The organism is Streptomyces sp. NPDC002889, from assembly GCF_042888425.1.
GTDB lineage: Bacteria > Actinomycetota > Actinomycetes > Streptomycetales > Streptomycetaceae > Streptomyces.
On record NZ_JBIAPT010000041.1, the window covers coordinates 1 to 25,959 of the forward strand.

The window sequence follows — 25,959 nt, forward strand, 5'->3', positions numbered from 1 at the left end:
GAGGCCCTGCCTTCATGCGCGTACGGCCGGAAGATCACCCGACCAGGAACTCCGTTCGACTTGCAGGTTCCAAGATCGGTTGAGATACGGCTTCTAACGTCACGACGTCTGACTGGCTTTCCGTTTCAACGCCCCAGAGTCACCTGCCATGGCGGGGTCTGCGAGGCTGCCAGCGTGATGGATGAAGCGATCGTTGAGGCTGTCCGTGGTAGTGCTGGTGTGGGCAGCCTGCCTCCGCCGGCGACACTGGAGGCGGTCACGGAGGCAGAGAAGCTGATTGGCTTCCCTCTCCCGCCGTTGCTGCGGCGCCTCTACTTGGAGGTGGCGAACGGGGGCTTCGGTCCGGCAGAGGGCATCCTGGGAGTTCGCGGAGGTGCTTCCCAAGGCGACTGGAATGACCTGGCAGAGATCTATCAAGACGGACCGGATCCCTCCGGTCAGATCCCTGCCGGCCTGGTGCCGGTGTATGACTGGGGCTGCACCATCTGGTCCCTGGTTGACTTCCGGGACCCCGCCGGGCCGATGTGGTGCACGCATGAGGGCCAGCACTGGCCTCAGGGCATCAACTTGGCAGAGTGGCTGAGCGCAACTATCGAAGGTGCGCTGACTGTCGACGGCATCCTGGACACTGAACCCGCGTGCTGAAGCAGGGTAGTCGCACACCTGGGACCCGACCTTTCGGACGATCAGGCAGGTCCGGTGCCCTTCCGACCGGCTTCTTCTTGACCCGTTCGCCGGGGTTTGGTGCCGACCTTGTGGTGGGCAGGGCGGCTGAACGCCTCGCCGGTCGCGAGGACCCGGCCCACGTCATGACGGGTGGCCGGGTGGCGATTCTTCGAGCCCGGGGGCCGTCCTGGGCCAGGACGAGATGGTTTCGGTGCACCAGCCGGAGAGCCGGTCTTCGTGCGGAGGTGTCTGAACCCCCTTCGGACCCGAGCGGGTGTCAGCTTGTTCGGCGGGGCCGGTTTCTCCCACGGGCGGCGGAGGTCTGTCGCCAGCCCGCGCGCGAGCCTCAGCTGGGCATAGGCGGCGATCACCAGCCATGTCCAACGGTCGGCCGCTTCCGAGCTGCGAAGCCGGGGCTTGGTCCACCCGAGTGTCTGCTTGAACAGGCGAAACGTGTGCTCCAGGTCGAAGCGACGCAGGAACGACTGCCAGCAGCGGTCGACGTTCGCCTCGGTGGCGCCAATCCTCGACCACCACAGCCAGACCGGCTTGTTGACCCCGCCGCTGGGCAGCTTCTCCACGACCAGGCGGATGACGGTGCCTTCGATGATGGGCAGCGGTCCGTCGTGGTCAAGCCATGCGGCCCGGCGGGTGAGCCGCGGGTGCAGTCGGTCCCACGCTTGCGCGGTTGCCTTCCCATAGAGGCGGGTGTCAGTGGTCGTCACGGCCTGCTCAGCACCCCAGGTGCCAGGGTCGCCGAAGACGAACTCGCCGCCGTGCTTGGGCGGCCGGCCGCCTTTGGGGTCGTAGACCCGCGGCGGTGTCGGCCGTCGCATCACGCGGTCGGATCGGAGTCGGCCGAGGATCTCGACAGGCAGTCCGGCCAGCAGGTGGGCTATGCGCGGGGCGTCGTATCCGGCGTCCAGGACGACCAGGACCTCGGGGTCACCTGGCCGCCACTGGCCGGCGGCGACCAGCCGCTCGACGACCTCGCGAATCTGCACCGTGGTTACCGCGGCGACGTCGGAACCCGGCTCCAGGCGGACCGCGTCCAGCACCGCCGTCCAGGACGTTCGGCCGGTCTCCAGCGCGGCCACCACCGAGTACGGCCAGCCCGGCACCATCTGGTGCTTGCCCTCGCCCCGACCGAATGTGTGGCAAAAGGACCGGTCAGCACAGGTGCTGGCGTCCGGCCGTAGCCACGGCGAGACATCCACAGCCAACACCAGCCGACCGTCCACCGCCCTCGGCAGCGGCATCCCGGCCAGGGCCCGACGCAGCCGGGCGATATCGATTCGTCCATGGTTCAGGCCGCCGTACAGAGCTCCGTGACCGCGGCGGTGTTCGGGCGCGAGCGCGAGGTCGACCAGCGTCCGCACCGGGCCGTCTGTGCACAACAACGCGTCGCATAACTCGAACAACGCGTCGCCCCGCGCAGTCATGCACGCGTACAACTCCGACCGGAAGTGTGACACTTCCGCGTACGCATCCCGGAGGACGCTCTGATGCACCAAACTCACAACCACGGCCTTCGCGCTGTTCCTATCCTTCTGTGACGGAGCACAGGATCAGACGAAGGCCGCCTTCACGTCCGCTGAACTGCGAAAATATGGATCAAGTTCGAGCCGCGTTCGACGGCGGACCATAAACGACAAGTTGAGTGCCTGTTTCTGAACTCCGCCTCACTGGACAGCACCTGCGCCGGAATCTAGGGATTCCTGCGGACGGCGCCGTTCAGGACGGGCGGTTGCCGAGCATGGGGTCGTGATCTCGCAGCGCATTAGACCAAGGCGCTTTCTGCGGGGTCACGGTCTGTGAGAGGAAGAACGATATAGGTTCCGGACCCGGGCGGGTGCTCCACAGATGCTCTACGCATGCGATCGGCCCACTCGCGGTTGGGCCATTGGGTGTTGTCGTCCCACCGAAGCCAGGCGAGGTCGATGTCGGTTGCATCCGCCACAGTGATGTTGACCCCGGTGAAGTCGCTCGCCGCATCCGCCAGGTTGGTGCAGGCTGTGCCAAGCTCGCGGGCGAGGCTGTTGGCCAGGCCGCGGCCGCGTTCGAGAAGCCGGGCGCGGTCGGTGATGCTGACAGGGTCGAACTCGATGCCGTTGTCGAAGCCGCCGAAGCCGAGAACGCGGGCGCGCGTGAGGCCCTCAGCGAGGTCGCGACTGTTCGCGATGGCGAGGTCGAGAGCGCGGTCGAGGGTGCGGTCGCAGTTGTTACCGAGAGCGCGGTCGATGGCGCGGCTGTGGATCCGAGCGCGGGCGCGGGCATCGGCAAGGACGGCGCCCAGGTCACGTGTGAGGTCGAGGGCTACTTCTAGATCACGCCCGGTGGCAAAGGGGATGTCGAGGGCTGGGACGACAGCGCTGGCGCAGCTGTAGGCGGTCTTGACTAGGTCCGCAAGGGTAAGCAGGTCACTGCGGCGCGTGAGCCGTACGTCCGCAGGGGCGGACTTCCACTTGATAGTCAGTTCGGCCAGGCCGGGATCCACCAGCTCCGGCACTGCCACATGGTCCGTGTCGGCTCTTGAACTTTGATGGTGGAGCTGAAACTGCGGGGCTCGAGCTGAGGTAGGCGCTTTGCTAGGCATGGACGATGCGCCGAACAATGCCGTGGGCGGCCGGAAGCCGGGGGACCGGCGTGAGATGACGGCCAGGACACGGCCAACGAAGGATTCAGCAGCGAGTGTCATACCTGACCTCCTGCCTGTGGCGGTCCCTGGGGCGTGGCAACGCCCGTCTCCGGTTGGGGGCTGCTGTCTGGGTGACTTCCCGTCTGCGGCCCTGGAAGAGCACCGTTGGTCTGGCCGGGTCCGGGTTGCTGCGCTTGCGGGAGGGCTTGTTGCTGTTGCTGTGCCTCCTCCACCACAGAGCCCAGAGCGGCCCGGCCGGCGCCTTTAACCGCCAGTGGCACGAATGTGGCGAGCTGCTGGACCGCTGAGAGCGCCCCTAGCCCGACCATGTAAGCCACTAGCGGGTTCACGCTCGTCGGGTACGTCGCGGCGAGGGCGCCGATCAGGGCACCACTGACGAACAGCCGCAGTACCGCGGCGATGCAATGCGCCCTCCAGCCGGGAGCGGGCAGCTGCTCTTCGCCGGGCCGCAGATCGAGTCGGCGCTGCTGTTTCGTGTCCGGCTCTACGTTCCACGGCAATTTGCCATGCCACTTGACGGACTTGATGACATCGACGGCCTCCATAGTCGCCCCACCAGCCACCCCCACCCATGCGGCCATCAACCAGTCCATAACCCGAGATTAGAAGGGCACGGGACAGTTAGGGAATGACTTCGCGCTGGCACGCGGTGTACACCCTCAAGGTGTCCAGTGGGTACTGCTGTCGCTGCACTAGTGTGATGCGCCAGAAATTACGAAACTAAGTTTGTTTCAGGTTTCAGTGGTCGGCGCTGGGCTGGCGAAGCGCCCCGGAATCGAGGTCGTCTGCCGGGATCGAGCCGCTGGCTCGTCATCGATCCGGCGAGGAGCCACGCTGGCAGGCGGGCAGGCCGGCATCGACCGGCCCAGCCATCGCACACACCGCCACGCGGCGCGGTCCTCACCCCAGCCGGCTGACGGCCCACCGCAGCAGGTCCCGGTCGACACGCGGCCGTCGCGTGCGGGCCAGGCCGGTGCGGACGTGGGCAGTCAGCCGTGCCCAGTTACGGAAGTTGCCGTGCGCGGCGCGGCTGTCGGCGAAGGTGATGTCGTCGGGGTCGGCGGTAGCCCAGACCGGGTGGAACAAAGGGTCGTCAGTCCTGGTCGGGAACGTCCGTTGTGAGCCCTTGAAGGACGGCCCGCAGCACGCAGCTGCGGTCCCGACGTCGTGCCCGGTGTTTAGCGTGTGGCCCGGTAAAAGGCCGGGGGCCCCATTCGGTCCACCAGGCCGCCGTACCGGTCGACTTCGAACGGGGCGGCCCCTGGGGAAGTTTCGCGGTCCTTGCCTGTCTTGCCGTCCAGGATCACGGACTCGGGCTCCTGCCCTATATCGCCGTAGACGGCGCCGTGCCAAAAGGCGGTGACCCTCGGAACGATCCGGCCGGATCCGTCGGGCAGGGTCCACAGCTTCCTGACTGTTGCCGCGTCGAACACCGTGATCCCGGTGCCCGCCAAGCTGCGGAACGTAGAGCACAGGAGCAGGGATTCTGCGTCGTGGCGGCACTGCCAGTCAGACCCGGCGAGAGTCGCGCGAACCGTGCCGCTCGCGGCATCGACGATCAGCTGCTTATTCCCACGCTCGCCGGTGAGCAGTTCCGGTCCGGCCGAGGCCGGCGCTCCGGTGCCGCGGATCGTCCAGCGCTGCTTGCCCGTACCCGCGGCGTATCCGATGAGCCGGCTTTCAAGGGGCGTCAGCCGCTCCCCGCCGGCCACGACTCCGTCCGCCAGTGCGACGGCACGGAAGTCGGCCTTCTTCCAGCGCACGGTGCCCGCGGCGCGGTCGACGGCATATGTGGTGTCGGCGGCCGCGACCACCACCGTGTCCGCATCGACTCCGATGATCTGCGGTGCGATCACCTCATCGGCGCCGATGGCGTTTGCAGCCAGGCCGGTCGCGCTGGGCACGGCCGGGATCTCAGCCGACCACGACGGCTTGCCTGTGGTGGTGTCGACGGCGAGCACTTCAATGACCGGCCGGGACGGGGTGGTCCCTTCGCCTTTCACCACCCTCTCCCACGCGGCGTAAACGGTCCATGCCTCAACAGCGAGCGGCGCGGCGCGAGGACTGCCGAAGCCGCCTGCTTCGGCGGGGTGTTTCGTCGCCGCCTCCCACCTGGGCTCGCCGGTCTGTGTGTCGATGGCCTCGAGTCCCTGTTCCGTCGTGATGTAGGCAATTCCGCCGGAGAGGGTGACTGCGGGCCGCTTTGCACCCCCGCTCACTGTGCTGGGCTGCGCGGCACTCGACAGTTCGATCCTTGCATCTTCGAACCGCACGGGTGGGTCAAAGGCCTTGCGGCTCGGTTCCGCAGCAGCCTCCTGGGAGGTCTTGGCCTTCGGTGATTCGGCGTCTAACGAGCCGCCGCCTTTGCTGCAGGCGGCCAGCGCCGTTGCCGCCAGCAGCCCCCACACCATGGCCGTGGCACATGGCTGCATCCTCTTCACCGGTCGCATCAGAGCTCCCCCGTCTCTTGGTCCCCAATGGTGGTGACCATGACACTAGCCCGAGCTCCGCGAAGACCGATCGGTTCAAGCCCTCGGTCTGGAAGCAGTAGGAATCGGCACCGGTTTGCATCGCTACCGCAGGACGCGCACGCACACGATGTGTGCCGGTGCTCCGGCTCGTCCCAGCTCGGCTGTCGCTGTTGCGCCTGGGCGTGGGCGGCGTCCGTGCAGTAGGCACTGAAGATCTCGGCCCTGCCCAGCGGGTGGGCGGTGCAGTCGCTCAGTCGCCAGCCGAGGACGCGGGAAGTGTCGTCGGCATGGCTGGTGCGCACGACCGCGCCACCGAAGCGGCCGGAGGGTGATCATCCGATTGCCTGACCCGGCCGCTACGATCACAGGCTGTCTCACCAACGACCTGGAGGGTCCGTGACCGAAGAGCGGTCCACAACGACACGGGACGCCGTGGAGCTGATGTATCTGCCCGTCCTCGCCGACGCGGTGGGGGCGATCCGCGCCCGGGCGAAGGCCACCCCGTCGGGGCGGTTGCAGAACGGAATCCTGCTGGCGTGCGGGCTGCTCATGCTGGGCGCCCTCGTCCTGAACCTCACCGCCCCCAAGGGGCCGAGCCTCGGGGGGACGGTGTTCTGCGTCGCGGCCCTGGCCTTCTTCCTCGGCCTATACGTGCTGGTACCCGGGCTCCAGGGGCAGCAGGTGCACCGCATGTACGCCACGCAGGGCGAGTTCCGGGTCGTCGTGGACGACGACGGTGTACGGCAGTTCTCGCGGGACTTGGACATGACGTACCGCTGGCCCGTACTGCCCCGGTACACCGAGACCGATGAACTGTTCGTACTGCTCACGGGCGACCGGCACGGCGTGGGCATGGCCATCCTCCCCAAGCGGGGCATCGCCGCTCCAGCGGACGTCGACCGGCTGCGAGCGATCCTGGACGGCAACATCACCCGCATGTGACGTGTACGCCAGAGGGGCCCGCACCGGCTGCGTCCGGTGCGAGCCCCTCCGTCACGCCACCTGACGGCGCACGCAACGCGGGAAGAGATGCGGGGCAAGAGCCTGCCTCGCATTCGGTGGCTGTTGTCGGCAGCGCGGCCAGGGGCGCCACTCCCCCGCCGCCGGGGCCGGGGCGCAGCGGAACGGCTGCGCCCCGGGGTTGGGTCAGTCCTGGACGAGTCGCAGGGCGCGGGTCTGGGCGGCCATCGAGGGCCGCAGAGCACCACTGGATGCTGTCGAGGACGATCAGGTCGGTGACGTCGTCGAAGCCCTCGGGGGCGCTGGCGAGCATGCGGACGTAGAAGGAGAACGCAAGAGCGTCGAGTTCCCTGGCCGGGCCGGTTTCGGGGAGCGGCGGGTTAGTACGCAGGGCCGCGACGTACGCGAGGGCGAGCAGTCCGATCATGTCGGATTCGATGATCTCTTCGATCTTCCAGCCGGTGCGCTGCGTCAGCGGCACCATGCGGGCCAGGAGGTAGCCCATGGCCTCTTCCATCTCAGCCTCGGTGTAGGGCATTTCCCGCTCAGGGGCCGGTGCCGGGGCCGGGACGGCGGAGAGGTGACGGCGGGCATTATCGTTCGGCATGGTTCCCCTCGGTTCGGAGTGCGTGCTTTCGGCTGCCGATCGGCCGCCACGCCCCATCCGCATACTTCAATTACGCATTCTCCGAGTATTCATTTCAAGAGTTCCGGAACAATCCGCAGCCGCAATTCCCATGGCGGGAGCAGGCTTTGGACCCCCCGCGCGGGGCACTGCGCAGGCATTTCGAGGCCCGCCTGTCGTTCCTGATCAGCAGCGGATCCGGCTACAGACAGAGCAACCCATCTGACCCGCAGTTTTGGTGGGTTCGAAACGCGGCAAGGTGCGGAGAGTGGCCACACCTTCGATTCCATGGCGTGGCTGGTCAGCCCGGCGAGAGGGCTCAGCCGCCCCCGCCGCCTCCACTGGTGTTGTCCGGCCCGTAGTCGTGCTGTCGGCCCGGCTCCGGGCTTGGCCCCCATTTGCTGTAACAGATGAGCCCCGCGCCGGAAATCAAGACGATGACAGTAGCGATCAGCGATATCCATGCTCCGACGCCCATGCATGCGAATGTACCCGTCACCGTTTGCGCCAACGCGAAAAGCCCCGGCCTGCCAGGGACGTGGCAGACCGGGGCGGCAGGGGCCTCAGCCGTGGGCGCGGACGAGCAGCGTGCCGATCGTCCGCTGGCCGGGCGGGGCGGGCAGGACACGAGCCGTGGCCGCGGTGAAGCCGTGCTGGTGCAGGATCTCCACCCACCGCTCGGGCTCGTAGTCCCAGCGCTTCACGACGAGCGGGTCCTCGTCCTCGGACCGGTTGATGTACGAGGCCTGGCAGCCGTAGCAGCCTTCGATCGCCGGCCGCTGGGAGAAGGCGAGCACGCCACCGGGACGCAGCCGCTCGCGGATCGCGGGCAGCAGCTCTGTCGGATCGGTGAACCAGGCGGCGCCGAACACGGAGTAGATCGCGTCGAAGTGCTCACCGCTCTCGGTCAGGAACCAGACCGCGTCCGTGCGGTGCAGCACCATGCCCGCGTCGACCCATCGCGACTCGGCTGCCTTCAGCTGGGCGAGGGACACGTCGACACCCACCGCCCGGGCATCGAGCGCGGCCACGTGGGCGAGGTTGCCGCCCTTGCCGCAGCCGAGGTCCAGCACGGTCGCGCCCGGGCGGATGCCGAGGACTTCGGCGCCCGGGCCGTGGTCGGCGTACTGGGTCCAGTTGAACCAGGTCGTCTCGCCGGCGGCGTTCGTCGGGCGGCGCTCAGGCTTCTGCTTCGAGTAGGTGTCCCACGCGGTGTTCGTCACGGGTGCTCCGTTCGCGGGGCCAGCCGCCCGGCGGTGTGCCGGACGGCTGGCGGGCTGGCGCCTTACTTGCTCTTCTTGCCGCCGTTGGGGCTGTCGCTGCATCCAGCGTGGCACTGGGAGCACTCGCCCATCTTGGCGGCTGCGGGCCACAGATCGGGGTCGATCGTGAATCCCGCCTGGGTGATGGCGCCGAGGGTGCGCTCAAGCGCGGTCTCGGGGCCGCCGGTGACCTGCTCGTCGTCCTCGGTGGGGACGTGGTGGATGAACCGTCCGGCGACCTGCTCGCAGAACAGGGCGTAGTCGACGGTGTGCAGGATCCAGGTGTGCCAGCCGATGTCCACGAGCTTGCTCGGCGACAGTTCGGCGCCGGGCTGCTGGGCGCTGGCCGCCAGGAACGCGGCGGTCTGGGCGACGATCCGCCGCGCGGTGGCCCGGTCGATGCCGGCGTGGTCCTTGACGATGCGGGCGCTGAGGCGCTCCATCACCTCGGAGCCGACGAGCGTGACCGGGTCGGTGGTGCCCACGGGACGGTCTAACGCGATGGTCATGCTTCCTCCTGTGTGGACGTTGCCCTCGGTCGAGGGCCGGCCCGTCCGCGCCGGGTTGAGGCGTGCACCGGCGCGGACGGGAGTCAGTGCGGCGCAGCCGCGGGCGGCTGGCAGTCGGTGGGGTCGGCGTGTATGACGACACGGACATCGGGGCCGGACATGCGCGGCACCCAGTGGACGAGCCCGTCGCCGGTGTGCCCGCCGCACGCGGAGCAGACGCCGGTGCCACGCTCCGGCGGGTCCCACATAGGGCTCACCGAGCGCTCGTTCCGGGGCGACCAGCTGGCGGGCGGAGACCCGTTCCGGGGAAAGAGCTGTCACGCCATACTCCTTGGGTGTGTGCTCGACGCGCGGCCAACCCGCGTGCCGTGGTGCGCGTGCAGGGGCTCCTGCATGCCCTCGCTGCCCTGGCCGGTTTCCGGGCTGGAGCATCGGCCGGGGCGGGGTCACTTGGGGCGCCGCCAGCAGAGCGGGTGGCGCCAGTTGTCGGGCCGTGCGCCGGACGCGGAGAACTGTGGGACCCGCGTGGCCTGGCCCGTGATGGGTTTATCGCAGATGACGCAGATACGGGTGCCGCTCGCGGTCACGACAGCCGCCCCTCGGGGGCCTGGGCTCGCTCTGCCGGCAGACGCTCGTCGAGCGCCTTGACGCCCCGTGCGGCGGCACAGGAAGCGTGCGCGTGCTGTGCCCAGCCGGGCCCGCTGTTGGAAGTCGCGACAGCCACCACGAGGTCGGCTCCCGGCAAGTCGCAATAGGTGCAGAACATCAGGGCGCCCCCCGAGTCGCAGTGACTGTCTCGTCACCGACCGTAGGAACGTTGCTCAGAAAGCCCGAGCGGATTGCTCGCTATTTCTCGGATTCACCCGAGGGTTGCTCCCTCAGGGTGTCGAGCGCGGCGTGCAGCAGCTGGCGCGCATCGGCGCCGTAGCGGGCCATGGTCGCCAGCCGGTCGAACACGCCCCGGTACAGGCGCAGTTCCTCGGGCTGCGTCAGGCGCATCTCCGCGGCGAACGTCTCGACCATGATGATCCGGTCGTCGAACATCCAGAAGCCGTGCAGAGGGCTGACCGGCAGGCGGATCCCGAACGGCACGATGCCCAGTCGCACGGAAGCGAGCGAGGACGCACTCACGAGGCGGTCGATCTGACCGGCCATGACTTCACGGGGTGCCGTGCCGTAGCGCAGCACTGCCTCGGTGATGACGAAGTGGAAGCGGCGGCCTGGCTGGTAGAGGACGTTCTGCCGTTCCATGCGGGCCTGCACGCCGGCGTCGATGTCGTTCGTGATGCCGTACAGGTCCACGACCTCGGCGAGGCGGCAGCGCGCGTACTCCGGGGTCTGCAGCAGGCCAGGCACCCAGGTGTTCTCGAAGGCGCGGATGACCTGCGTGGAGGCGTCGACCTCGGCGAGTGCCTGCTGGCGAAGTTTCGTCCCGTCGCGCAGTTGCCGGCGCCAGTCGGCGTACTGGGTCTCAAGGTTCCGCAGCGCAGCCACGAGGCCCGGGGCGGCGTCGATCGCGTCGCAGGCGGCCGCCCATGCGGCTATGTCCGCCTCGGACGGGCTCTGCCTACCGAGTTCGATCTTGCTGACTTTGCTGGCCTGCCAGCCCAATGCCTCCGCGAGGCCCTTGCCGTTGAGAGCAGCTTCACGGCGGAGTTCGCGGAGGCGCTGGCCGAGCGCTTCACGCGCTTCGTGGATCTTCGTCACCGGCTGATGGCCCGCCCGGCGACGTAGTCGGCATACGGGATGGCATGGTGCCAAGCCATGTCGCGCAGGTAGCTGTGCCGGACCACCTCGGCGGGGTCCTCGATCATCTCGGTTCCGAGGGGTACGCCCTCGTCTGTGAAGTGCATGCGCCCGAGTCGGCAGGAGTCGAAGAGCCAGTAGTCGTAGCCGGGCAGGCCCAGTTTGTCGGCCTGGGCCTGCGGCAGGTAGCGGATGTCCTCGCCGACCTGGACGTTGAACTTGCACAGCCACAGCTCGAACTCGAGGTAGTCGGTGAGGACTTCCGGGACGACCCGAACGCGCTCGATCCGCTTGCCCTGCTCGATGCCGCGGCGCATGGTGTCCAGCCACGGCTGGAACCATTCCGTGCCCGGGTGCTTGCCGCGCCGGTAGCGGGCGAAGGGTTCCCGTTCCTCGTCGACGCTGTAGACCGTGCGGGTCTCCAGACGCCAAGCCGTGTGCTCGAAGTCCTCGAAGAGGCGTCCGAAAGCCTCTCCCCTGATCAGTTCGGGCACGTCACTCCTTGGGCGCGAAACGGGTGAGGAGCTCGCGGGGCACCTCCACGAACGACTCGCCATCGAGGACGTCTCGCAGCTGGCCCAGGGCTTCCTCGTCGGTGACGACGTAGCCCTGGACGACGATGGTGCCGCGGTCGGTCTCGTACAGCGTGGGGCAGTTCCCGCCGCCCGAGGTGGTGCCGATAAAGCGTAGCTTCATGACGCTTCCCCTCTCGCAGACATTTCTCGAAATTGCAGCAGCAGGCCGAAGGTTGGGCAAGGGCGCGTTCCGGATATGACGAATGCGCCCCCTACCCGATCCGTGGGACCAGGCACCTGGTGTGTCAGGGGTATTGGCGGCCGTGCGGGTCGAGGCCGAGGGATAGCGGCCCCCGCTTCTCTTCCGCTGGTGGCGCTGCGTCCTTGGGGCACACGAGCGCGTCGGGGTCGCCAGGTGGTGGCTGCCAGCTGTAGCCGGTCGGGCACGACTGCCCGTCCTTGCCGTCCTCCCCGGCGGGGTCGCTCGCCGAAGCCCTCGCAGCCTTGAGAGGCCTGCAGCGTCGAACCGTTGGCCGTGATCCCCTTGATCATGGCCACCGGTTCTGTCGTTCCACCCCTAGCCGGAGTGGCAGCCCGCGCCGGTCACCCGCGGCCGCGTTCGGTCCGCGCCGCCCGTACGCTCGCCTCGAGCGCGCCATCATTCGACCGCAGGCACCGGCTCCGCCGGCGACTCGGTCAGCTCGCCGCCGCTGGCCTCCGCCGGCGATCAGCTGCTCAAGGGCGTGTCCACAGCACCTCGGCGAGCTCCAGCCCCCGGTCCGTGACCGGTACCGACGGAGCCACGTCTGCCCCCCAGAGCACGGGCCGACTCCCGATCAGGGCGTGATCGCTGCTCCATCCCCTCCAAGAACGCGGCTCGTCGCTGCCCGGGGGGCCGCACGACGGCGACTGACTATGGTCCCACTCATGGTGGACAAGGGGCGTGAAATGAAGTGCAACCGGTGCGGGCAGGTTGCCATTCTGTACGGGCCGGGGCTCCGGCCATGCCGACGGTGTGGGTTGATCTACGGCTTCGGCACAGAACCCGATCCGGGCCCTCCGCTCTCGTCGTACGACTGGCGTGGGCTGGGTTACGTGTTCCTCGTGTTCCTGATCGTGGGCATACTGGCATCGGTCTGGGAGGCCGTTACTGAGTGAGCAGCGTACGGGCGGACACAGCTGGCCCGCGCCGGTTTGGCCTACTCCGGTTCGTCCAGTGCGGCGCCGAGCAGGTCGTGCCCACGGATCTCCGTGAAGTACGACAAGGCCGACGGATCCGCCCTTGGCCTTGATGAGGGCCTGGCACTTCTTCGCGGCCCGTACGACCGTGGCGCGCTCCACGCGGTCGCCCATCGACAGGGTGGCCCGGGCGACGACGCCGTCGCCGTTCTCGATGATGCCGATGCCCACGGCCCCTCGTACGACTTCAGGCGCTTGGCCAGAGGAGCGAGGATGCCGGCAGGGACGAGGGTGGTCAGCGGCTTCTCCAGCGGCTGCAGAAAAGACGACGAAAAATCTTGCCGGACCGCTGGACGTTCTGCGGCCTGCCGACGGCATCCCTTGTACAGAGCGGTGCGGCGGCGAAGGATCTCGGGAGGGGGCCGGATGCGCGACCAACGGTCAGAGGCGGAGACGGGGAGGAGGTGGAGCACGGGATGACGATCACCTCCGAGCCTGTCTGCTCCCAGCCGGTATGCCGTCGCACGGATCCCGAGCCTGACTGCCGGGGCTGTCCTTGGGCGCTGTCGGCAGTACCCGCGTCCGATACCGGGGCTGAGCTGGGGAATCTGATTCTCCCTCAGGGCCTGGCGGACTTCCACGATGTTCACCGGGTGGTGTTCCTGAGGTACGTGCGCAGCCGCGGTATCACCCGTGACGAGGCCGAAGACGTGGTGAGCCGGACGTTCCTGCAGCTGTACCGGGCCCGGCAGTTGTTCCTGTCGGCGGACAACCGGCCGGCGTTCGGCTTCAAGGTCCTGCGGGACGTGCTGGCGGATCACTTCCGGGCAGCGGACCGCAGGCCCAGGGCCCTGCCGCTGGCAGCGATGGGCGAGCGGCCGGCCACGGACGGAGGCATCAGCGAACTGATCTGCCGCCTGGACATAGAGAAGGCCTTGGAACTGCTGCCGCCGCAGCAGGCCGACTGCCTTCGCCTCCACCTCTTCTTGGACCTGTCGCACACACAGATCGGCTTCTACCTGGGCATCACGCGCTCAACGGTGTCCTCGCACATCTTCGCCGGGCGACAGCGGCTGGCGGAGCACCTGGAGAACTACCGCCCGTCCCGGTCCGGCCGCGGAAAGGAGCAGCACGCATGAACATCGACGAGCTGGCACAGGCAGCCCGTGCTGCCCTGGACGAGGAGTACGCCCACTACGACCCGGCTCCCGGCCGTGCCAGGCTGGAGGACGACGCCATCAGCGAAGCGCTCGCCCATGACGTCGGCAACCTCACCCAGCCCGCTGCCGACGCCACGCCCCCGCGCAGGCCCTCGTCCGGCTGGGTCACCGACTGGAGTACACAGGCAGCGTGCGCCACCACCGACCCGGACGAGTTGTTCGTCCAAGGCGCTGCGCAGAACAGGGCCAAGGCCGTGTGCACCAGGTGCCCGGTGCGGACCGAGTGCCTGGCCGACGCCCTGGACAACCGGGTCGAGTTCGGCGTCTGGGGAGGCATGACCGAGCGCGAGCGCAGAGCACTGCTGCGCCGCCGCCCGACAGTGACGTCCTGGCGCCGGCTGCTGGAGACCGCACGCAGGGTCTACGAGAACGGCGACGGGGCCACGCCGCTCGATGACGAGGACCTGACCGCGATCTTGGATCAGGCCGTGTAGAAGGCGGGCACGGCACATACGGCCGACGCCCACAACCACAACCACAAGCCCGGCATTCAAAGCGGTCGGGCTGCCTCGTGATGCCGCCGCACACCCCACCCAGTCCACAAGGCCACCGGGCAAGGCCCGGGCACGTCCACGGTTACCGACCCTGTGAGGAAAGACCAATGGCCAGCACGAACCCCCGCCAGCCCGACGAGAACAGGCCACTGCTCAACCAGCGCTCCGCCATGATCTTCCTGCTGGCCGCACTCGTCGGCCTCGGCGCCGGTCTACTCGCGGTACTCGCCGCGAGCCCCTGGCCGGTGGCGGTCACCGCCGGCATGGCAACGACCGCTGCCGGCGTCCTGTTCTTCGACCGGATCATCGAATAGACCACCGCCGCGGCGCTGCGGTGCGCAGGGGTCACAGACGACGACATGCTGTCCATGACCCTCCACCTGCGCGACCAAGAGATGAACCTGTGCGACACCGCCAAACGGCTCCCCGTCACCACGGGCGTGGCTCTGTCCATGAGGCGTGGCAGCGGTAGTTTACGAGTGTGGGAGGCGGTCCGATGCCCAGGGCCGATGATCACGAGTTATCCAGCGCTCGAGACCGGTTTTGAATAGCTTCCCGCCATGTATATGCAGATAGATCCCCTTGAGGCGTGGGAGAGGCTGCGGGCCAGTCGTTCCAATCGGCCGGGCAGAGCAAGCAGCGGGGCGCGGGCCAAGACGTACTCCACGGCGCTGGAGCAGGCGCAGCAAATGTTCCGGGCGGCTGAGGTCGTGGGCCCCCAGACACGTCCTCTGCTGGTGTTCTACGGCCTGAGTCAGGCAGGCCGGGCGATCGCGGCCGCGGCCGTCGACCTCAAGGGCGAGGACTGGAACCTGATCTCACACGGCATCCATGCCTCCGGCTATCACCTGGACTTCGCCGACATCGAGATCCGCATGGACCCTGCGGGCACTGCCGGCAGCTTCGTACGGCTCAGCGAGCTACTGCAGTCGCCGGTCTGGGGCAACGCCACGGTGGTGCGGCTGGAGGAAGTCTGGGACACCCTCCCCGTCAACCTGCAGTACCCGCTGACCGGCCGAGAGCGGCTCACGCCCCTGTACGCGAGCACACTCTCGATCGACGACACCGACTTCCACCCGCTGCTCACGGTTGACGTGGGCGATATCCCGGACCGTGTCGTGGACGACGGCAGCCGGGCAGTACTGGATGACTTCTTGAAGAGCTACCCCGGCACCACGGGGTATGAGGACTTCGCCCGCCGCCGGGTGGGAGCCGAGGACGACCCGAATTACCGCCGTCACAACCCGGACGCCGGCTGGCTGTCCATGCACTGGCAGATGCTCGCAGAGACCGGCACGGAAGAACAGCGCCTGGTACGTCTGTACGCGATGACCCGCAACTACGCCGGGCACCGCTACCTCTTCCCCGCCGTTGCGGGCTTGCCGCGAGAGCTTCACCCGCTGATGGCGTGGTGGGCGGTGCTGTACGCGCTGTCGATGCTCGCCCGCTACCAGCCCGCCCAGTGGGAGAACCACATCAACGTGGACGGTAGTCGGCACGCAGTGCCGATCGAGAAGGTCCTGGAGCGGGCCATGGAACACCTGCCAGTCCTGATCGCCGACACCATCGAGGAAGTCGCCACCTGGCCGTAGACGCCACCCCGAGGCTTCATCGTCCAGGACCTGGCGGGTTGCCGCCGCGCGTCAGCCCTCCAATGGACAGCGCCGACCAGCTGCGCGTGCCTTCAACGCCATACCGGAGCAGACCAGGCACAGGGCAACCGCACCACCCACCAGCCCGCGGCCGGCTCGCCCGACCCGGCCCGCCGCAGCAGGAAGGTCAAGGACGAGCACGATGGCAACCGGCACAGTGAAATGGTTCAACCCCGACAAAGACTCTCGGGTTCATCCAGCAAGACGACGGCGGCCCCGACGTCTTCGTCCACTTCTCCGCCATCCAAACCACCGGCTACAAAGAACTCCGCGAAGGCCAACACGTGGAATACCAAGTCACTCAGGGCCCCCAAGGACCCAAGCCGAACAAGTCATCCCCCGCGGATAGAACACCAACGGCGGCAGGCCCTCGAAGTACGTCGGCTACTGCGGGCAGCCGGTGAGAAACTGCTACCGGGTAAAGAATCCATCGATCACGACCGTGCGGCAGGCAATGTCCGCGCATCGCCACCCGGTTGAGGGATCGAGGTGCAGGACGGCCGTCATGGGGTCCCGGTCCTCGGCGCGCACCCGGGAGCGATCCTCTTCCCCGCTCCCGGTTACGCCCTGGTCGCCGGTACGTCAGCGTTCCTCGCAGGAGCCGCCCCGGAAGGGGTGGATCAAGGCCGGGCCCGCTTCGCCCGCTACGCGCGGGCCATGGCAGGGAAATGGCCCGATCTGGAGTCGACAGCCCGGTCGTTCCCCCCTGCTCACATCGCGTGGAAGCGCCCGGGGGACGTTCCTGCGGGCACCGCCACGGCCCGGCAGCTCACGTTCATGCGCGATTTCGCAACGGGGACCGGTGCACGGGGGCGGAATTCGCTGTCGGCTGGCTGGACGCACGACGGCACTCACAGCAGCGGGACGAACGGGTCCGCGATCCGTTGGAGACGCTCCTCGACCGTGTCTTCTCCTTGCTGGAGGACTATTCCATCGACCCGGAGTTCACGGGGCCCGATGACCTTTCGGACGAAGAATTGAGGCAGGCCGTGGTCCGGCTGATGCAGCAGGCGGAGTGACACACGGGGTGAAACTCCTCACAATGATGCACACCAGCGACAGCCTGACCATCGAACTCCAGCGACTCCGGGATCGCCCGAGTGTCGAAGCCGCGCCGCCCGTTCTTTCTCTTCGTCGTCGATGTCTCCGGCGACGCCGCGGAGTACGAGCAGCGTCTGCGTTCGGTCCTTTTGCCTGCTGTGCGGCTGGGGGCACCGCGGATCGTGGTCCTTTCTTCGTCACCGCCCGCGGACGGCCAGCCGAAGAGGACTTCGGCCTCCTGGTCGCAACCACGAGCGACCCAGCAGCCGCACTGGACGCTGCCGCAGACCGGACTGGAGCTGTACGCGAACGCTGGGTGAACCAATCCATGGCAGGTGACGAATACCGCGACTATGTCCTCGCCGGCCGCCCCGCCCGGGCACCTGACGGCCGACCTTGGCCTACTCCGCCGAGCTGCTGACCACCGGCTTCACGGAAGTGCGGACAGAACCTTGAAAGTCCCCATGCGCTGCTCAGGAGCTCTCGGAGCTGCTCACCGCCGTTGCCCATCCAATGGGGGCGCTGGCCAGCAGTGGAGCGTTGCTCGTCCGGATTCGCCCGAGAGTTGGCCCGTACCTGGGCGACGGTGTTCTTGAACCGGGCTCCGCATGAAACGGTGGGACCTATACCTCTCGTACGGCATTCAGGCAGCGGGTGCCTTGGGTGCGCAGAGCGTCGGCAAGTTCGGGTGGGGCGTGGGTGAGGGTGAAGTCGGCGTCGACCGAGGTGATCATCCACGCGAGGTCGCGGGGGGTGCCGGCGCCCAGGTGCAGCAGACAGCTGTGGTCGTCGACGGGTTCGACGACGCCCATGCCGGGCCAGACGCGGTCGGCGACCGCCGCGGCGGGCTCGTGCAGGGTGATGGTGGCCTGGAAGGGCCACGTCTGCGACGACAGCTGCTGGGCCAGATAGGTGGCCACGTCGCCGTCGGGGAGTTCGCGGGGGCTGAACTGCGGGCCGGTCGGAGTGCGTGGGGTGAGCCGGTCGACGCGGAAGGTGCGCCAGTCGGCGCGGTCGGTGTCCCAGGCGACCAGGTACCAGTGGCGCCCGAAGCTGACCAGGCTGTGCGGCTCGACCGAGCGGATGCTTGGGCCGCGGCGGGGGCTGGTGTAGTCGAAGCGCAGCCGCTCACGTCGGCGGCACGCCTCGGCAATGGCCATGAGGGTGTCCGCGGAGACCTTGGGAGCCGGGACGGCGCCGGCCCGGACGGTAGCGGTGTGCAGAGTGTGCACCCGGTGCCGCAGCCGGGATGGCAACACCTGCTCCAGCTTGGTGAGTGCGCGCAGGGAGGACTCCTCGATCCCGGTGACCGAGCCGCCGGCCGCGGTGCGCAGCCCGATCGCGACGGCGATGGCCTCATCGTCGTCGAGCAGCAGCGGGGGCAGCTCGCCGCCGGCGCCGAGCCGGTAGCCGGCGGCGCCCTGGGTGGCGTGCACCGGGTAGCCGAGCTCGCGCAGCCGCTCCACATCGCGGCGCAGGGTGCGCCGGCTGACTGCGAGGCGTTCGGCGAGCTCGGCGCCGGACCAGCCGCGGTGGGTCTGCAGCAGGGACAGCAGCTTCAGCAGCCGCCCGGAGGTCTCGAGCATGCTTCCAGACTGCCCGAAGGTTAGGACCGGAGGTGACCTAAGCGACCCCTAGCGTCACAGCCATGGCAAACACGACACCAGGCATCCGCTCTTTCCGCATCGACATCCCGCAGACCCACCTCGACGAGCTGCACGCCCGTCTGGCCGCCAGTCGTTGGCCGGACGAGCTGCCCGGTGTCGGCTGGAGCCGCGGCGTTCCGTTGGCTTACCTCAAGGATCTCGCCGAACACTGGCGCACCGCCTACGACTGGCGCGTGCACGAGGCGGCGCTCAACAAGCACCCCCAGCACATGACCACCATCGATGGGCAGAACATTCACTTCCTGCACGTGCGCTCCCCCGAGCCCGATGCCACGCCGCTGATGCTGCTGCATGGCTGGCCGGGCTCAGTGGTGGATTTCCTCGATGTCATCGGGCCCTTGTCCGATCCCCGCGCGCACGGCGGCGATCCGGCAGATGCCTTCCACCTGGTCGTCCCCTCGCTGCCTGGGTTCGCCTTCTCCACCCCACTGGCCGGGCCGGGCATGGGCGCGGCCACGATGGCCGGGGCTCTCACCCAGCTGATGTCCCGCCTCGGCTACGCGCGCTACGGCGTCCAGGGCTACGACACCGGCTCGTGGGTCGCCCCGCAGATGGGCAAGCAGGCCCCGGACCACGTCATCGGCATACACGTCAACGCGATGATCACGTTCCCGGTCGGCGCGGAAGGCGAGATGGACGGCCTCACCGAAGTCGAACAACGACGCTGGCAGGCCATGCAGAACTTCAACGACGGCTACCTGCAGTGCAACTCCAAACGGCCGCAGACGGTGGCCTACGCCCTCACCGACTCCCCTGTCGGCCAGCTGGCCTGGATCGTGGAAAAATTCAAGGAGCTCACCGACCCGGAAGATGGGCTGCCCGAGGACAGCATCGACCGGGACCGCATCCTGACCGAGGTCTCGCTGTACTGGCTGACAGGCACCGCCGCTTCAGCCGCCCAGGTGTACTACGAGGAGATCTCCGCGAACGCCTGGAGCGAGGCCGCAGCCGACGACTGGAGCACCGACTCCAGCGTCGACACCACGCAAGACACCAGCTGGGGCAACGGCCAGGACAACTGGGCAGCCGACCGGCGCGGGACGGTGCCCACCGCCGTACTGGTCTCCACCCACGACGTGACCATCCGCCGCTGGGCCGAACGCGACCACAACGTCGTGCGGTGGACCGAACTCGACCGCGGTGGCCACTTCCTCGCGATGGAAGCCCCGGACCTGCTCGTCAGCGACGTCCGCGAGTTCTTCGGCAAAGCACGCTGAAAGGGAGACCGAACCCTCAACTGGCGGGCGAATCAGCCTCATCACTGAGACCGCGTTTGAGATCTGCCGATAGGAGGCCCGGCTACCTCAAGAAGTCCTTCCAGAAGGGAACGGTCGCCTTCGGGTTCCAGGCCTCCCAGTCTCGCTCGTGATCTTCGTTGAACTCGATGTCGATGTAATCGGCCAGGTCGCTGCCGTAGTAGATGATGTCGGTGCCGTCCCAGATCGACAGGACGGGGTGCCCGTAGTTTCCGCGGTCCGCCGGAAGGAACCGGTGCGCGTATACCGGGGCCAGTCGAGGGACTGCTGCCAGGTGCCGTTCGGCGACGGCCCTGGCGTCCTGCGGCTCTGTGGGCCGCTGGCCCCACCCGGCATGCCAGTAGCCGTGCTCGACCGAGAGCAACACTCCCTCGGTCGGCCATGCGAGATGGGATCGCAGATCGGCGGGATTGCCGTTGCGCCAGTCGGGCCAGGGCTTGTCCCAGGTCGCTCCTTCCTCGGGTGGTTCGCTGACCGGCAGGCCAGCGGCGAGGAAGGCACGGTGATCGTCGGAGAATTGGAAGCCGTATTCCGCCTCTATGCGCTCGAACTCGTCGTCAGTGAGCCCGGGCTCTATCTCGCAGCAGTCGGCCTGCTTCAGGCGGCGGGCGGCTTCGGCCCCAAGTCGGGCCGCGTTGATGTCGATCACGATGGAACAGTAGTGCCCCTGCTGGCACGGAGTTCAGCCGGTTTGCCTGGGGCCCAGCGAGCAAGAGGGCGCGGACCGGGGCGGGTCGCGGCTCGCCCTCGGGTGAGGCGACGGACCATGACGCCGATCATGGCCCAGCGGATCATGGTCTCGCAGTCGGCGTGGGCGGCGTCCAGGTCGCAGGCGTGCCGCTGAAGGAAGGCGCCGGCGTGCGCAGCGGCCTCGGAAGCGCTGCCGTAGGGTTCGGGGCCCTTCTCGGTCACACCGGTCTCGGCGGTGGCTTCCCACCCGTAGCCGCCCTCGCCGGGAAGTTCGATGATCTCGGCGCGGCCTCCGGCCAGTTCCAGCTCGACGGGGCGGGGCTCGCCCTTCTTCGGCACGGGGTCGGGCCACCGGAGGCGGGCGGACTGGCGGGTGATGCCCCAGGAGTCGCCGAGGTGCCGGTAGGTGCGCCGGTGTGGCCGGCGTTCTTCGCGGTGCGGCCGGCCAGGGTGTCGACGGCGCGCTGGGCCTCGCGCAGCGCGCGCAGCATGGCTGGAGGTCGGGGGCGGCCAAGGCGGCGTCGGGGAGGTCCTGTCCGGCGGCGCGGTGCTCGGCGGCCCGGGTGGAGAGGGTTCGGGCGAGGGCGAGCACGGCGTCCTCGACGGCGTCGTGGAGGTCGAACTGGTCGTCCTCGGTGACCTCCCACCAGGCGGGCTCGCGCAGGGTCATGATCTGGGTCCAGAACTCGGGGTCGTCCTTTGTCGGCAGGCGCATGCGACAAGTTCCCCTGTCGCTAGACGCTGTGACAAGTGAGCCTGTCGACGTGACATATGACAGTTTTCCTTGTCGTTCTGGACCCCGGATATTGAGGAGGTTATCTGGGTTCCAGAAGCACATGGGCCCACCCGGGTCCCGTGTCGGACCGCACGGAAAGATTCAGTCGCGCACGATTCATTTCGGTACGTCGTTCAGTGCCGCACCGAAGATTTCAGTGCTGCGGTCTCGGACACGGGGCGGGCAACTATCCGGCCGCGTTCGATCGTCCTTCGGGCATGACACACCCGAGCCCCGAACCGCCCCCGTGGCCGCACTGCAGTCACGGCACCACCCCGGAGGATCCGGTCGGCTGCCGTGGCATCCACATCCCGGGCCAGACCGCCTGTCTCGCGCACCTGGCAGACACCGACCGAGATGCCTATCTGTCCAGCCTGGCCTCTGGCACCGACATCGACCACCGAGGCACCCCCTTCACCCAGGACCTGCTGAACCGGTTACTCGACGCCCTGCGCGACCCCACCACCGGGCACCCTCGCCTCGGCGGCGCCAGGTTCGGGGCGGCGACCTTCGAGGGAACCGCCGGGTTCGAGTCGGCCACCTTCGAGGGAACCGCCAGGTTCGAGTCGGCCACCTTCGAGGGAACCGCCAGGTTCGAGTCGGCCACCTTCAAGGACACCGCCAGGTTCGAGTCGGCCACCTTCAAGGACACCGCCAGGTTCAGGTTGGCCACCTTCGAGGGCGACGCCGGGTTCGGGTTGGCGACGTTCGAGGGCACCGCCTGGTTCGAGTCGGCCGCCTTCACGGGCGACGCCTGGTTCGAATCGGCCACCTTCAAGAGCGACGCCGTGTTCGTGTCGGCCACCTTCAAGGACATCGCCGTGTTCGTGTCTGCGGCCTTGGAGGGAACCGCCCGGTTCGGGTCGGCCATCTTCGAGGGCACCGCCGTGTTCGTGTCGGCCACCTTCAAGAGCGACGCCGGGTTCGTGTCGGCGACCTTCAAGGGCGACACCGGGTTCGAGTCGGCGACCTTCGGAAACGACGCCAGGTTCGAGTCGGCCACCTTCAAGAGCGACGCCTGGTTCGAGTCGGCCATCTTCGAGGGAACCGCCGGGTTCGAGTCGGCGACCTTCGAAAACGACGCCAGGTTCCGGTCGGCGACCTTCAAGGGAACTGCCGGGTTCGAGTCGGCGACCTTCGAGGGCGACACCGGGTTCGAGTCGGCGACCTTCAAGGGCACCGCCGGATTCGTAGAAACGGTTTTCGAGCGGTCGGCCAGTCTCGGGCCGTTGGTGTGTGCTGGGCGGGTGATGCTGTCCGGGGCGGTGTTCGGCGGCCCGGTGACCCTCTCGTTCGCCGCACGCCGCCTGGAGTGCCGACGGACCCGCTGGTCGTCAACGGCCGAGTTGCGCCTGCGCTACGCCACGGTGGACTTCGCCCACGCGGTCTTTGAATACCCCCTCACGATCGCCGCGGAGGCCGACCCCTTCGTTCTGGCCAACGGACGCCCGGTGGAAGAACAGGCTCTTGCCGGTGCGCCCGATGCCACGGTGCGGCTGGCCTCGCTGCGCGGGGTGGATGCAGCCCATCTGGTCCTCGCCGACGTCAACCTGTCGGGGTGCCTGTTCACCGGAACCGTCCATCTGGACCAGCTGCGGCTGGAGGGCACCTGCTCCTTCAGCAAGGCCCCGTCCCGCACGCACAGGCAGCGCTGGCGCCCGGTGCGGTTCACCCAGCGTCGCACCCTCGCCGAGGAACACCACTGGCGCGCGAGCCAGCCGGCAGCAGTCCGGGGATGGAACGTGGCGGTGTTCGGCACCGGACACATCGGGCCGACGAAGCTGGCGCCGGTGTACCGGGCTCTGCGCAAGGCGTTCGAGGACGGCAAGAACGAGCCGGGGGCGGCGGACTTCTACTACGGCGAGATGGAGATGCGCCGCCACGACCGCACCGGCACCACCCGTGCCGAACGCGGACTGCTGCACGGCTACTGGCTGCTGTCCGGCTACGGCCTGCGTGCCTCCCGCGCCCTGGGCTGGCTCGCTGCCGCCATGCTCGTCACCATCGTGCTGCTGATGGGCTTCGGACTCCCGAAGGACAACCCGAAACAGGAGGCGACCGGCACCGTACCGCCCAACGGAGGCAGAGTCACCTTCGAGATCGACAAGGCAGATCCCCAGAACCCCACCGGGAACAGGTTCACCGGCGAGCGCTTCGAGAAGGCCCTGAACGTCACTCTCAACTCAGTGGTGTTCCGTTCCTCCGGCCAGGACCTGACCACCACCGGCACCTACATCGAGATGGCGTCCCGCGTGACCGAGCCCGTCCTTCTGGGCCTGGCCGTCCTGGCCGTCCGTAACCGCGTCAAACGCTGACCCGCATCTCCCACGGCCAGGCGCCGGCAGAACACCGCAGCCACCGGACACAGAAGCAACCGGTGCGCCCGAACTGCCATGAGCCGCCGCACGGAAGATTTCAGTGCCCAGGCCACAGCCCCCGCCCACTGAAATCTTCCGTGCGGCCCGACACTCGATGTCGGCCGACGCGAATGGTTTCAGTTACGCACGATTCCTTTCAGGACGTCCTTCAGGGCGGTGCCGGAGACCTCAACGCTTGTGTCCGCTGAGGCGGGAAGGGCAACCGTCCGGCCACGCTGGATCGTCTTGGGGCCATGACGTCTGCAACCCCAGAACCGTTGTCCAGCACTCCGCCGCGCTGGCCGCACTGCGGCCAAGGGGCTACTGAGGAGGATCCGGTCGGCTGCTGTGGCATTCACGTCACCGACACACAGCTTGTCTGGCCCACCTGGACGAGGCCGACCGCGCCGCCTACCTGGCCACCCTGACTCCCGGCGCGCACATCGACCACCGCGGCACCCCATTCACCGAAAGCCTGCTGGCCCGGTTACTCGACGCTCTGCGCGACCCCGCCACCGTCTGCGCGACGCTTTGTTCGACGGTGCGGCCTTCTCCGGCGACGCCCGGTTCGACAAGGTGACCTTCTCCGGCGACGCCCACTTTCAACGGGCGACCCTCTGGCAGCCGAACGGCCGCAGGAGGCGGACGCACTGGTCCGCCCGGACGGGGATCTGTGGTGGGAGCAGGCTCAGGACCACGCGCTGTCGCACGGCTTCAACATTCTGCGGGAGTCCGCCATGGTCAGCCCGGCCGAGTACGAGGACATCTGCCACCGCATCCGCTCGGCCCAACTGCCCGAAGGAGACGCGCGCTACCGCATCGAGACCGCCTTCGTCACCGTGCCCGGCCCGGTCAGCCGCCTGGGCATTACGACCCGCTACCTCGAGGAACTCCAGACACACGGGCACGGCCGCCTGGTCGACCCCCGATATCCACGACGCCGCGCTACGCGGCGTGCTGCGCGGGGCGGCCACCTTCGAACGCGAAGGGCTGGGTGACTACGCCGCCGTGCTGCGCCGCGGCGGATACACCGTGCACACCCAGCGGCGGAGTGGGCGATGTGCGCCAGCTCTGGGAGCGCGAGGTCCGGCGCGACCAGTACCGCCGTGGCGGTGCGCAGTGCTGCTGCCCGAGGCGGCAGCGTCGCGCCACGGAGTGTTGGGCGGAGGCCCCCAACTGCCGTCGGCCGACCTTACCCTGCTGCCGCGCACCAGCACGGAGGTCACCGACCTCCTCTCCCATGCCCTGGCCGACCGGCACGCCGCTCTGTTCCGGGGGCCACCCCAACACCACGCCCCTTCTTGCGACCGCGCAGCCACGCGTGCGCGACGAGTTCGGCGGGAGCCGACCGCGTCTCGTGGGAGGGCCGCCACTCCTGTGCAGGCAGCGCGTCCGCGTCGACAGCAGCGACCCGCTGACTGCCCTCGCGCATCAGGTCGGCGAAGTCCTCATTAGGAGTGCGCCAGCAGAACCGATTGCCGGGCACCATGCTGCCCAGGAAGACGCTCGAGCCACTCCCGTAGGCGCGGGAACATCGTGTTGCCGGTGGCCATGGTGGGCAGCGCGAAGAACACCCCGCCGGCGCCCGAGCGAGCGGCGAAGATCTCGGCCACAGCGAGCGCGGCCTCTGTCTTGCCCCTCCCCCATCGGCGCCTCGATCACCATCAGCCCCGGCTCCGCCATCGCCCGCGCCAGTTCCACGGCAGCCTCCTGGGCAGCCGCGACTCGACGTTCATGACGGCGAATATCGAGGTATGCAACCAGCTGTCGACGCTAGTGCCTGGCGGCGCGGGTTGCGACGCTGCCACGCGCAAATAGCGCCATTCGACGGCGATTCGACCCCAGGGGTCGCTCTGAGGCGGGCAGTTCTGTGTGGCTGGACAGCACGGAGTGAGGCGTGGTGGTCCGGTTGATGGGCCGACCCGGTGAAATGGTGCCGGTAAAGGAGGTGTTTTGGGGGCTGTTGCGGCGTGTTGTTTCGCTCGTGGGGTTAGTCATCTGACCGGCGCAGGGTGGCTGCGGGGCGTGGGCGAAAAGTCATGTCCGTGCCCTTCGGCCGGTGCCCGCCGACGGTGGCCGGCCTTCTGGCTGGATGCCTGCCCGTATCTGAGGATCATTCCCCGATCCCGCACTCGCTTCAGGAGCAGCCGTTTATGACTTCCCGCACTTGCTTCCGGAGGGCACGTACCCTCACGCTGGCCGGTCTCACTGCTAC

The 25,959-nt window shown here is 68.3% G+C and carries 26 protein-coding genes and 4 pseudogenes; 13 read left to right on the forward strand and 17 right to left on the reverse strand.

Annotated features, from left to right (window positions below; translation table 11 throughout):
- Nucleotides 1-645: SMI1/KNR4 family protein (locus tag ACFYWI_RS36490; protein WP_389240139.1), on the forward strand; the 645-nt coding region annotated here is incomplete at its 5' end.
- A gap of 41 nt (nucleotides 646-686) precedes the next feature.
- Here the strand turns inward: ACFYWI_RS36490 and ACFYWI_RS36495 are convergent.
- From ACFYWI_RS36495 to ACFYWI_RS36515, 5 genes are all read right to left on the reverse strand, one after another.
- Nucleotides 687-2,186, reverse strand: a complete 1,500-nt coding sequence (locus tag ACFYWI_RS36495; protein ID WP_389240142.1) for an NF041680 family putative transposase — start codon at nucleotides 2,184-2,186, stop codon at nucleotides 687-689.
- A 260-nt stretch (nucleotides 2,187-2,446) separates the two neighbouring features.
- Complete coding sequence (locus ACFYWI_RS36500; RefSeq protein WP_389240144.1) at nucleotides 2,447-3,175, reverse strand: hypothetical protein; 729 nt, start codon at nucleotides 3,173-3,175, stop codon at nucleotides 2,447-2,449.
- Nucleotides 3,176-3,360: 185 nt separating this feature from the next.
- Nucleotides 3,361-3,918, reverse strand: a complete 558-nt coding sequence (locus tag ACFYWI_RS36505) for a hypothetical protein (RefSeq protein ID WP_389240149.1) — start codon at nucleotides 3,916-3,918, stop codon at nucleotides 3,361-3,363.
- A gap of 307 nt (nucleotides 3,919-4,225) precedes the next feature.
- Nucleotides 4,226-4,411: a hypothetical protein gene (locus ACFYWI_RS36510; RefSeq protein WP_389240151.1), complete on the reverse strand. Its 186-nt coding sequence runs from the start codon at nucleotides 4,409-4,411 to the stop codon at nucleotides 4,226-4,228.
- Nucleotides 4,412-4,503: 92 nt separating this feature from the next.
- Entirely contained in the window at nucleotides 4,504-5,775 is a 1,272-nt protein-coding gene (locus ACFYWI_RS36515) for a PQQ-binding-like beta-propeller repeat protein (protein WP_389240153.1), read from the reverse strand.
- A gap of 417 nt (nucleotides 5,776-6,192) precedes the next feature.
- On the opposite strand from ACFYWI_RS36515, the gene ACFYWI_RS36520 reads away from it, so the two are divergent.
- Entirely contained in the window at nucleotides 6,193-6,738 is a 546-nt protein-coding gene (locus tag ACFYWI_RS36520; RefSeq protein ID WP_389240155.1) for a YcxB family protein, read from the forward strand.
- Here the strand turns inward: ACFYWI_RS36520 and ACFYWI_RS36525 are convergent.
- The 8 genes from ACFYWI_RS36525 to ACFYWI_RS36560 form a co-directional block, all read right to left on the reverse strand.
- Nucleotides 6,725-7,363 carry a hypothetical protein gene (locus tag ACFYWI_RS36525; RefSeq protein ID WP_389240157.1) on the reverse strand — a complete coding sequence of 213 codons (639 nt, stop codon included), beginning with the start codon at nucleotides 7,361-7,363 and terminating at the stop codon, nucleotides 6,725-6,727. The genes ACFYWI_RS36520 and ACFYWI_RS36525 overlap by 14 nt on opposite strands.
- Before the next feature lie 581 nt (nucleotides 7,364-7,944).
- Nucleotides 7,945-8,604, reverse strand: coding sequence for a class I SAM-dependent methyltransferase (locus ACFYWI_RS36530; RefSeq protein WP_389240159.1), 660 nt, complete (start codon nucleotides 8,602-8,604; stop codon nucleotides 7,945-7,947).
- 62 nt (nucleotides 8,605-8,666) lie between these two features.
- Nucleotides 8,667-9,152: a glycine-rich domain-containing protein gene (locus ACFYWI_RS36535; RefSeq protein ID WP_389240161.1), complete on the reverse strand. Its 486-nt coding sequence runs from the start codon at nucleotides 9,150-9,152 to the stop codon at nucleotides 8,667-8,669.
- 83 nt (nucleotides 9,153-9,235) lie between these two features.
- Complete coding sequence (locus ACFYWI_RS36540; RefSeq protein WP_389240163.1) at nucleotides 9,236-9,409, reverse strand: hypothetical protein; 174 nt, start codon at nucleotides 9,407-9,409, stop codon at nucleotides 9,236-9,238.
- A gap of 326 nt (nucleotides 9,410-9,735) precedes the next feature.
- Entirely contained in the window at nucleotides 9,736-9,876 is a 141-nt protein-coding gene (locus ACFYWI_RS36545) for a hypothetical protein (RefSeq protein ID WP_389240165.1), read from the reverse strand.
- 122 nt (nucleotides 9,877-9,998) lie between these two features.
- Entirely contained in the window at nucleotides 9,999-10,859 is an 861-nt protein-coding gene (locus ACFYWI_RS36550; protein ID WP_389240167.1) for a helix-turn-helix domain-containing protein, read from the reverse strand.
- Nucleotides 10,856-11,392 (reverse strand): DUF6879 family protein, encoded by a 537-nt coding sequence (locus ACFYWI_RS36555; RefSeq protein WP_389240169.1) that lies wholly within the window; start codon nucleotides 11,390-11,392, stop codon nucleotides 10,856-10,858. The genes ACFYWI_RS36550 and ACFYWI_RS36555 overlap by 4 nt, the downstream gene beginning before the upstream one ends.
- Before the next feature lies 1 nt (nucleotide 11,393).
- The gene (locus ACFYWI_RS36560; protein ID WP_328404456.1) at nucleotides 11,394-11,594 is read right to left on the reverse strand and encodes a hypothetical protein; all 201 of its coding nucleotides are present in this window, start codon (nucleotides 11,592-11,594) and stop codon (nucleotides 11,394-11,396) included.
- A 1,651-nt stretch (nucleotides 11,595-13,245) separates the two neighbouring features.
- Between ACFYWI_RS36560 and ACFYWI_RS36565 the strand changes: the two genes are divergently transcribed.
- The 7 genes and pseudogenes from ACFYWI_RS36565 (at nucleotide 13,246) to ACFYWI_RS36595 (ending at nucleotide 17,319) form a co-directional block, all read left to right on the forward strand.
- A complete protein-coding gene (locus ACFYWI_RS36565; RefSeq protein WP_389240172.1) occupies nucleotides 13,246-13,731 on the forward strand; it encodes an RNA polymerase sigma factor in 486 nt (161 codons plus the stop codon).
- A 179-nt stretch (nucleotides 13,732-13,910) separates the two neighbouring features.
- Nucleotides 13,911-14,246, forward strand: a pseudogene (locus tag ACFYWI_RS36570) (WhiB family transcriptional regulator); the annotation flags it as partial.
- Nucleotides 14,247-14,413: 167 nt separating this feature from the next.
- Nucleotides 14,414-14,620, forward strand: a complete 207-nt coding sequence (locus ACFYWI_RS36575) for a hypothetical protein (RefSeq protein WP_389240174.1) — start codon at nucleotides 14,414-14,416, stop codon at nucleotides 14,618-14,620.
- Nucleotides 14,621-14,866: 246 nt separating this feature from the next.
- Entirely contained in the window at nucleotides 14,867-15,898 is a 1,032-nt protein-coding gene (locus tag ACFYWI_RS36580; protein ID WP_389240176.1) for a YaaC family protein, read from the forward strand.
- 202 nt (nucleotides 15,899-16,100) lie between these two features.
- Nucleotides 16,101-16,362 (forward strand): annotated as a pseudogene (locus ACFYWI_RS36585) (cold-shock protein).
- Between the two features lie 480 nt (nucleotides 16,363-16,842).
- The gene (locus tag ACFYWI_RS36590; protein WP_389240178.1) at nucleotides 16,843-16,977 is read left to right on the forward strand and encodes a hypothetical protein; all 135 of its coding nucleotides are present in this window, start codon (nucleotides 16,843-16,845) and stop codon (nucleotides 16,975-16,977) included.
- Nucleotides 16,978-17,058: 81 nt separating this feature from the next.
- A complete protein-coding gene (locus ACFYWI_RS36595; protein ID WP_389240180.1) occupies nucleotides 17,059-17,319 on the forward strand; it encodes a hypothetical protein in 261 nt (86 codons plus the stop codon).
- Between the two features lie 303 nt (nucleotides 17,320-17,622).
- Here the strand turns inward: ACFYWI_RS36595 and ACFYWI_RS36600 are convergent, their stop codons facing one another.
- Nucleotides 17,623-18,585 carry a helix-turn-helix transcriptional regulator gene (locus tag ACFYWI_RS36600; protein ID WP_389240182.1) on the reverse strand — a complete coding sequence of 321 codons (963 nt, stop codon included), beginning with the start codon at nucleotides 18,583-18,585 and terminating at the stop codon, nucleotides 17,623-17,625.
- Between the two features lie 62 nt (nucleotides 18,586-18,647).
- On the opposite strand from ACFYWI_RS36600, the gene ACFYWI_RS36605 reads away from it, so the two are divergent.
- Nucleotides 18,648-19,883, forward strand: a complete 1,236-nt coding sequence (locus ACFYWI_RS36605; protein ID WP_389240184.1) for an epoxide hydrolase family protein — start codon at nucleotides 18,648-18,650, stop codon at nucleotides 19,881-19,883.
- An 82-nt stretch (nucleotides 19,884-19,965) separates the two neighbouring features.
- On the opposite strand, the gene ACFYWI_RS36610 is transcribed toward ACFYWI_RS36605, so the two are convergent.
- Both ACFYWI_RS36610 and ACFYWI_RS36615 read right to left on the reverse strand, forming a co-directional pair.
- The gene (locus tag ACFYWI_RS36610) at nucleotides 19,966-20,571 is read right to left on the reverse strand and encodes a hypothetical protein (protein ID WP_389240186.1); all 606 of its coding nucleotides are present in this window, start codon (nucleotides 20,569-20,571) and stop codon (nucleotides 19,966-19,968) included.
- Nucleotides 20,568-20,951, reverse strand: coding sequence for a hypothetical protein (locus ACFYWI_RS36615; protein WP_389240188.1), 384 nt, complete (start codon nucleotides 20,949-20,951; stop codon nucleotides 20,568-20,570). Before ACFYWI_RS36615 ends, ACFYWI_RS36610 begins: the two co-directional genes overlap by 4 nt.
- Nucleotides 20,952-21,605: 654 nt before the next feature.
- Between ACFYWI_RS36615 and ACFYWI_RS36620 the strand changes: the two genes are divergently transcribed.
- From ACFYWI_RS36620 to ACFYWI_RS36630, 3 genes and pseudogenes are all read left to right on the forward strand, one after another.
- Complete coding sequence (locus tag ACFYWI_RS36620) at nucleotides 21,606-23,702, forward strand: pentapeptide repeat-containing protein (protein WP_389240190.1); 2,097 nt, start codon at nucleotides 21,606-21,608, stop codon at nucleotides 23,700-23,702.
- A gap of 390 nt (nucleotides 23,703-24,092) precedes the next feature.
- Nucleotides 24,093-24,317 (forward strand): annotated as a pseudogene (locus ACFYWI_RS36625) (hypothetical protein); the annotation flags it as partial.
- 98 nt (nucleotides 24,318-24,415) lie between these two features.
- A complete protein-coding gene (locus tag ACFYWI_RS36630) occupies nucleotides 24,416-24,742 on the forward strand; it encodes a zeta toxin family protein (protein WP_389240201.1) in 327 nt (108 codons plus the stop codon).
- A gap of 269 nt (nucleotides 24,743-25,011) precedes the next feature.
- Here ACFYWI_RS36630 and ACFYWI_RS36635 read toward each other — a convergent pair.
- Nucleotides 25,012-25,469: pseudogene (locus ACFYWI_RS36635) on the reverse strand (CRISPR-associated helicase/endonuclease Cas3); the annotation flags it as partial.
- Between the last annotated feature and the right edge of the window lie 490 nt (nucleotides 25,470-25,959).

Coding starts and splice junctions, on each gene's coding strand:
- ACFYWI_RS36505 (WP_389240149.1), bottom strand. CDS start 3,918: ATGGACTGGTTGATGGCCGCATGGGTGGGGGTGGCTGGTGGGGCGACT.
- ACFYWI_RS36515 (WP_389240153.1), bottom strand. CDS start 5,775: ATGCGACCGGTGAAGAGGATGCAGCCATGTGCCACGGCCATGGTGTGG.
- ACFYWI_RS36525 (WP_389240157.1), bottom strand. CDS start 7,363: ATGCCGAACGATAATGCCCGCCGTCACCTCTCCGCCGTCCCGGCCCCG.
- ACFYWI_RS36535 (WP_389240161.1), bottom strand. CDS start 9,152: ATGACCATCGCGTTAGACCGTCCCGTGGGCACCACCGACCCGGTCACG.
- ACFYWI_RS36560 (WP_328404456.1), bottom strand. CDS start 11,594: ATGAAGCTACGCTTTATCGGCACCACCTCGGGCGGCGGGAACTGCCCC.
- ACFYWI_RS36575 (WP_389240174.1), top strand. CDS start 14,414: ATGGCCAGCACGAACCCCCGCCAGCCCGACGAGAACAGGCCACTGCTC.
- ACFYWI_RS36580 (WP_389240176.1), top strand. CDS start 14,867: ATGTATATGCAGATAGATCCCCTTGAGGCGTGGGAGAGGCTGCGGGCC.
- ACFYWI_RS36600 (WP_389240182.1), bottom strand. CDS start 18,585: ATGCTCGAGACCTCCGGGCGGCTGCTGAAGCTGCTGTCCCTGCTGCAG.
- ACFYWI_RS36605 (WP_389240184.1), top strand. CDS start 18,648: ATGGCAAACACGACACCAGGCATCCGCTCTTTCCGCATCGACATCCCG.
- ACFYWI_RS36620 (WP_389240190.1), top strand. CDS start 21,606: ATGACACACCCGAGCCCCGAACCGCCCCCGTGGCCGCACTGCAGTCAC.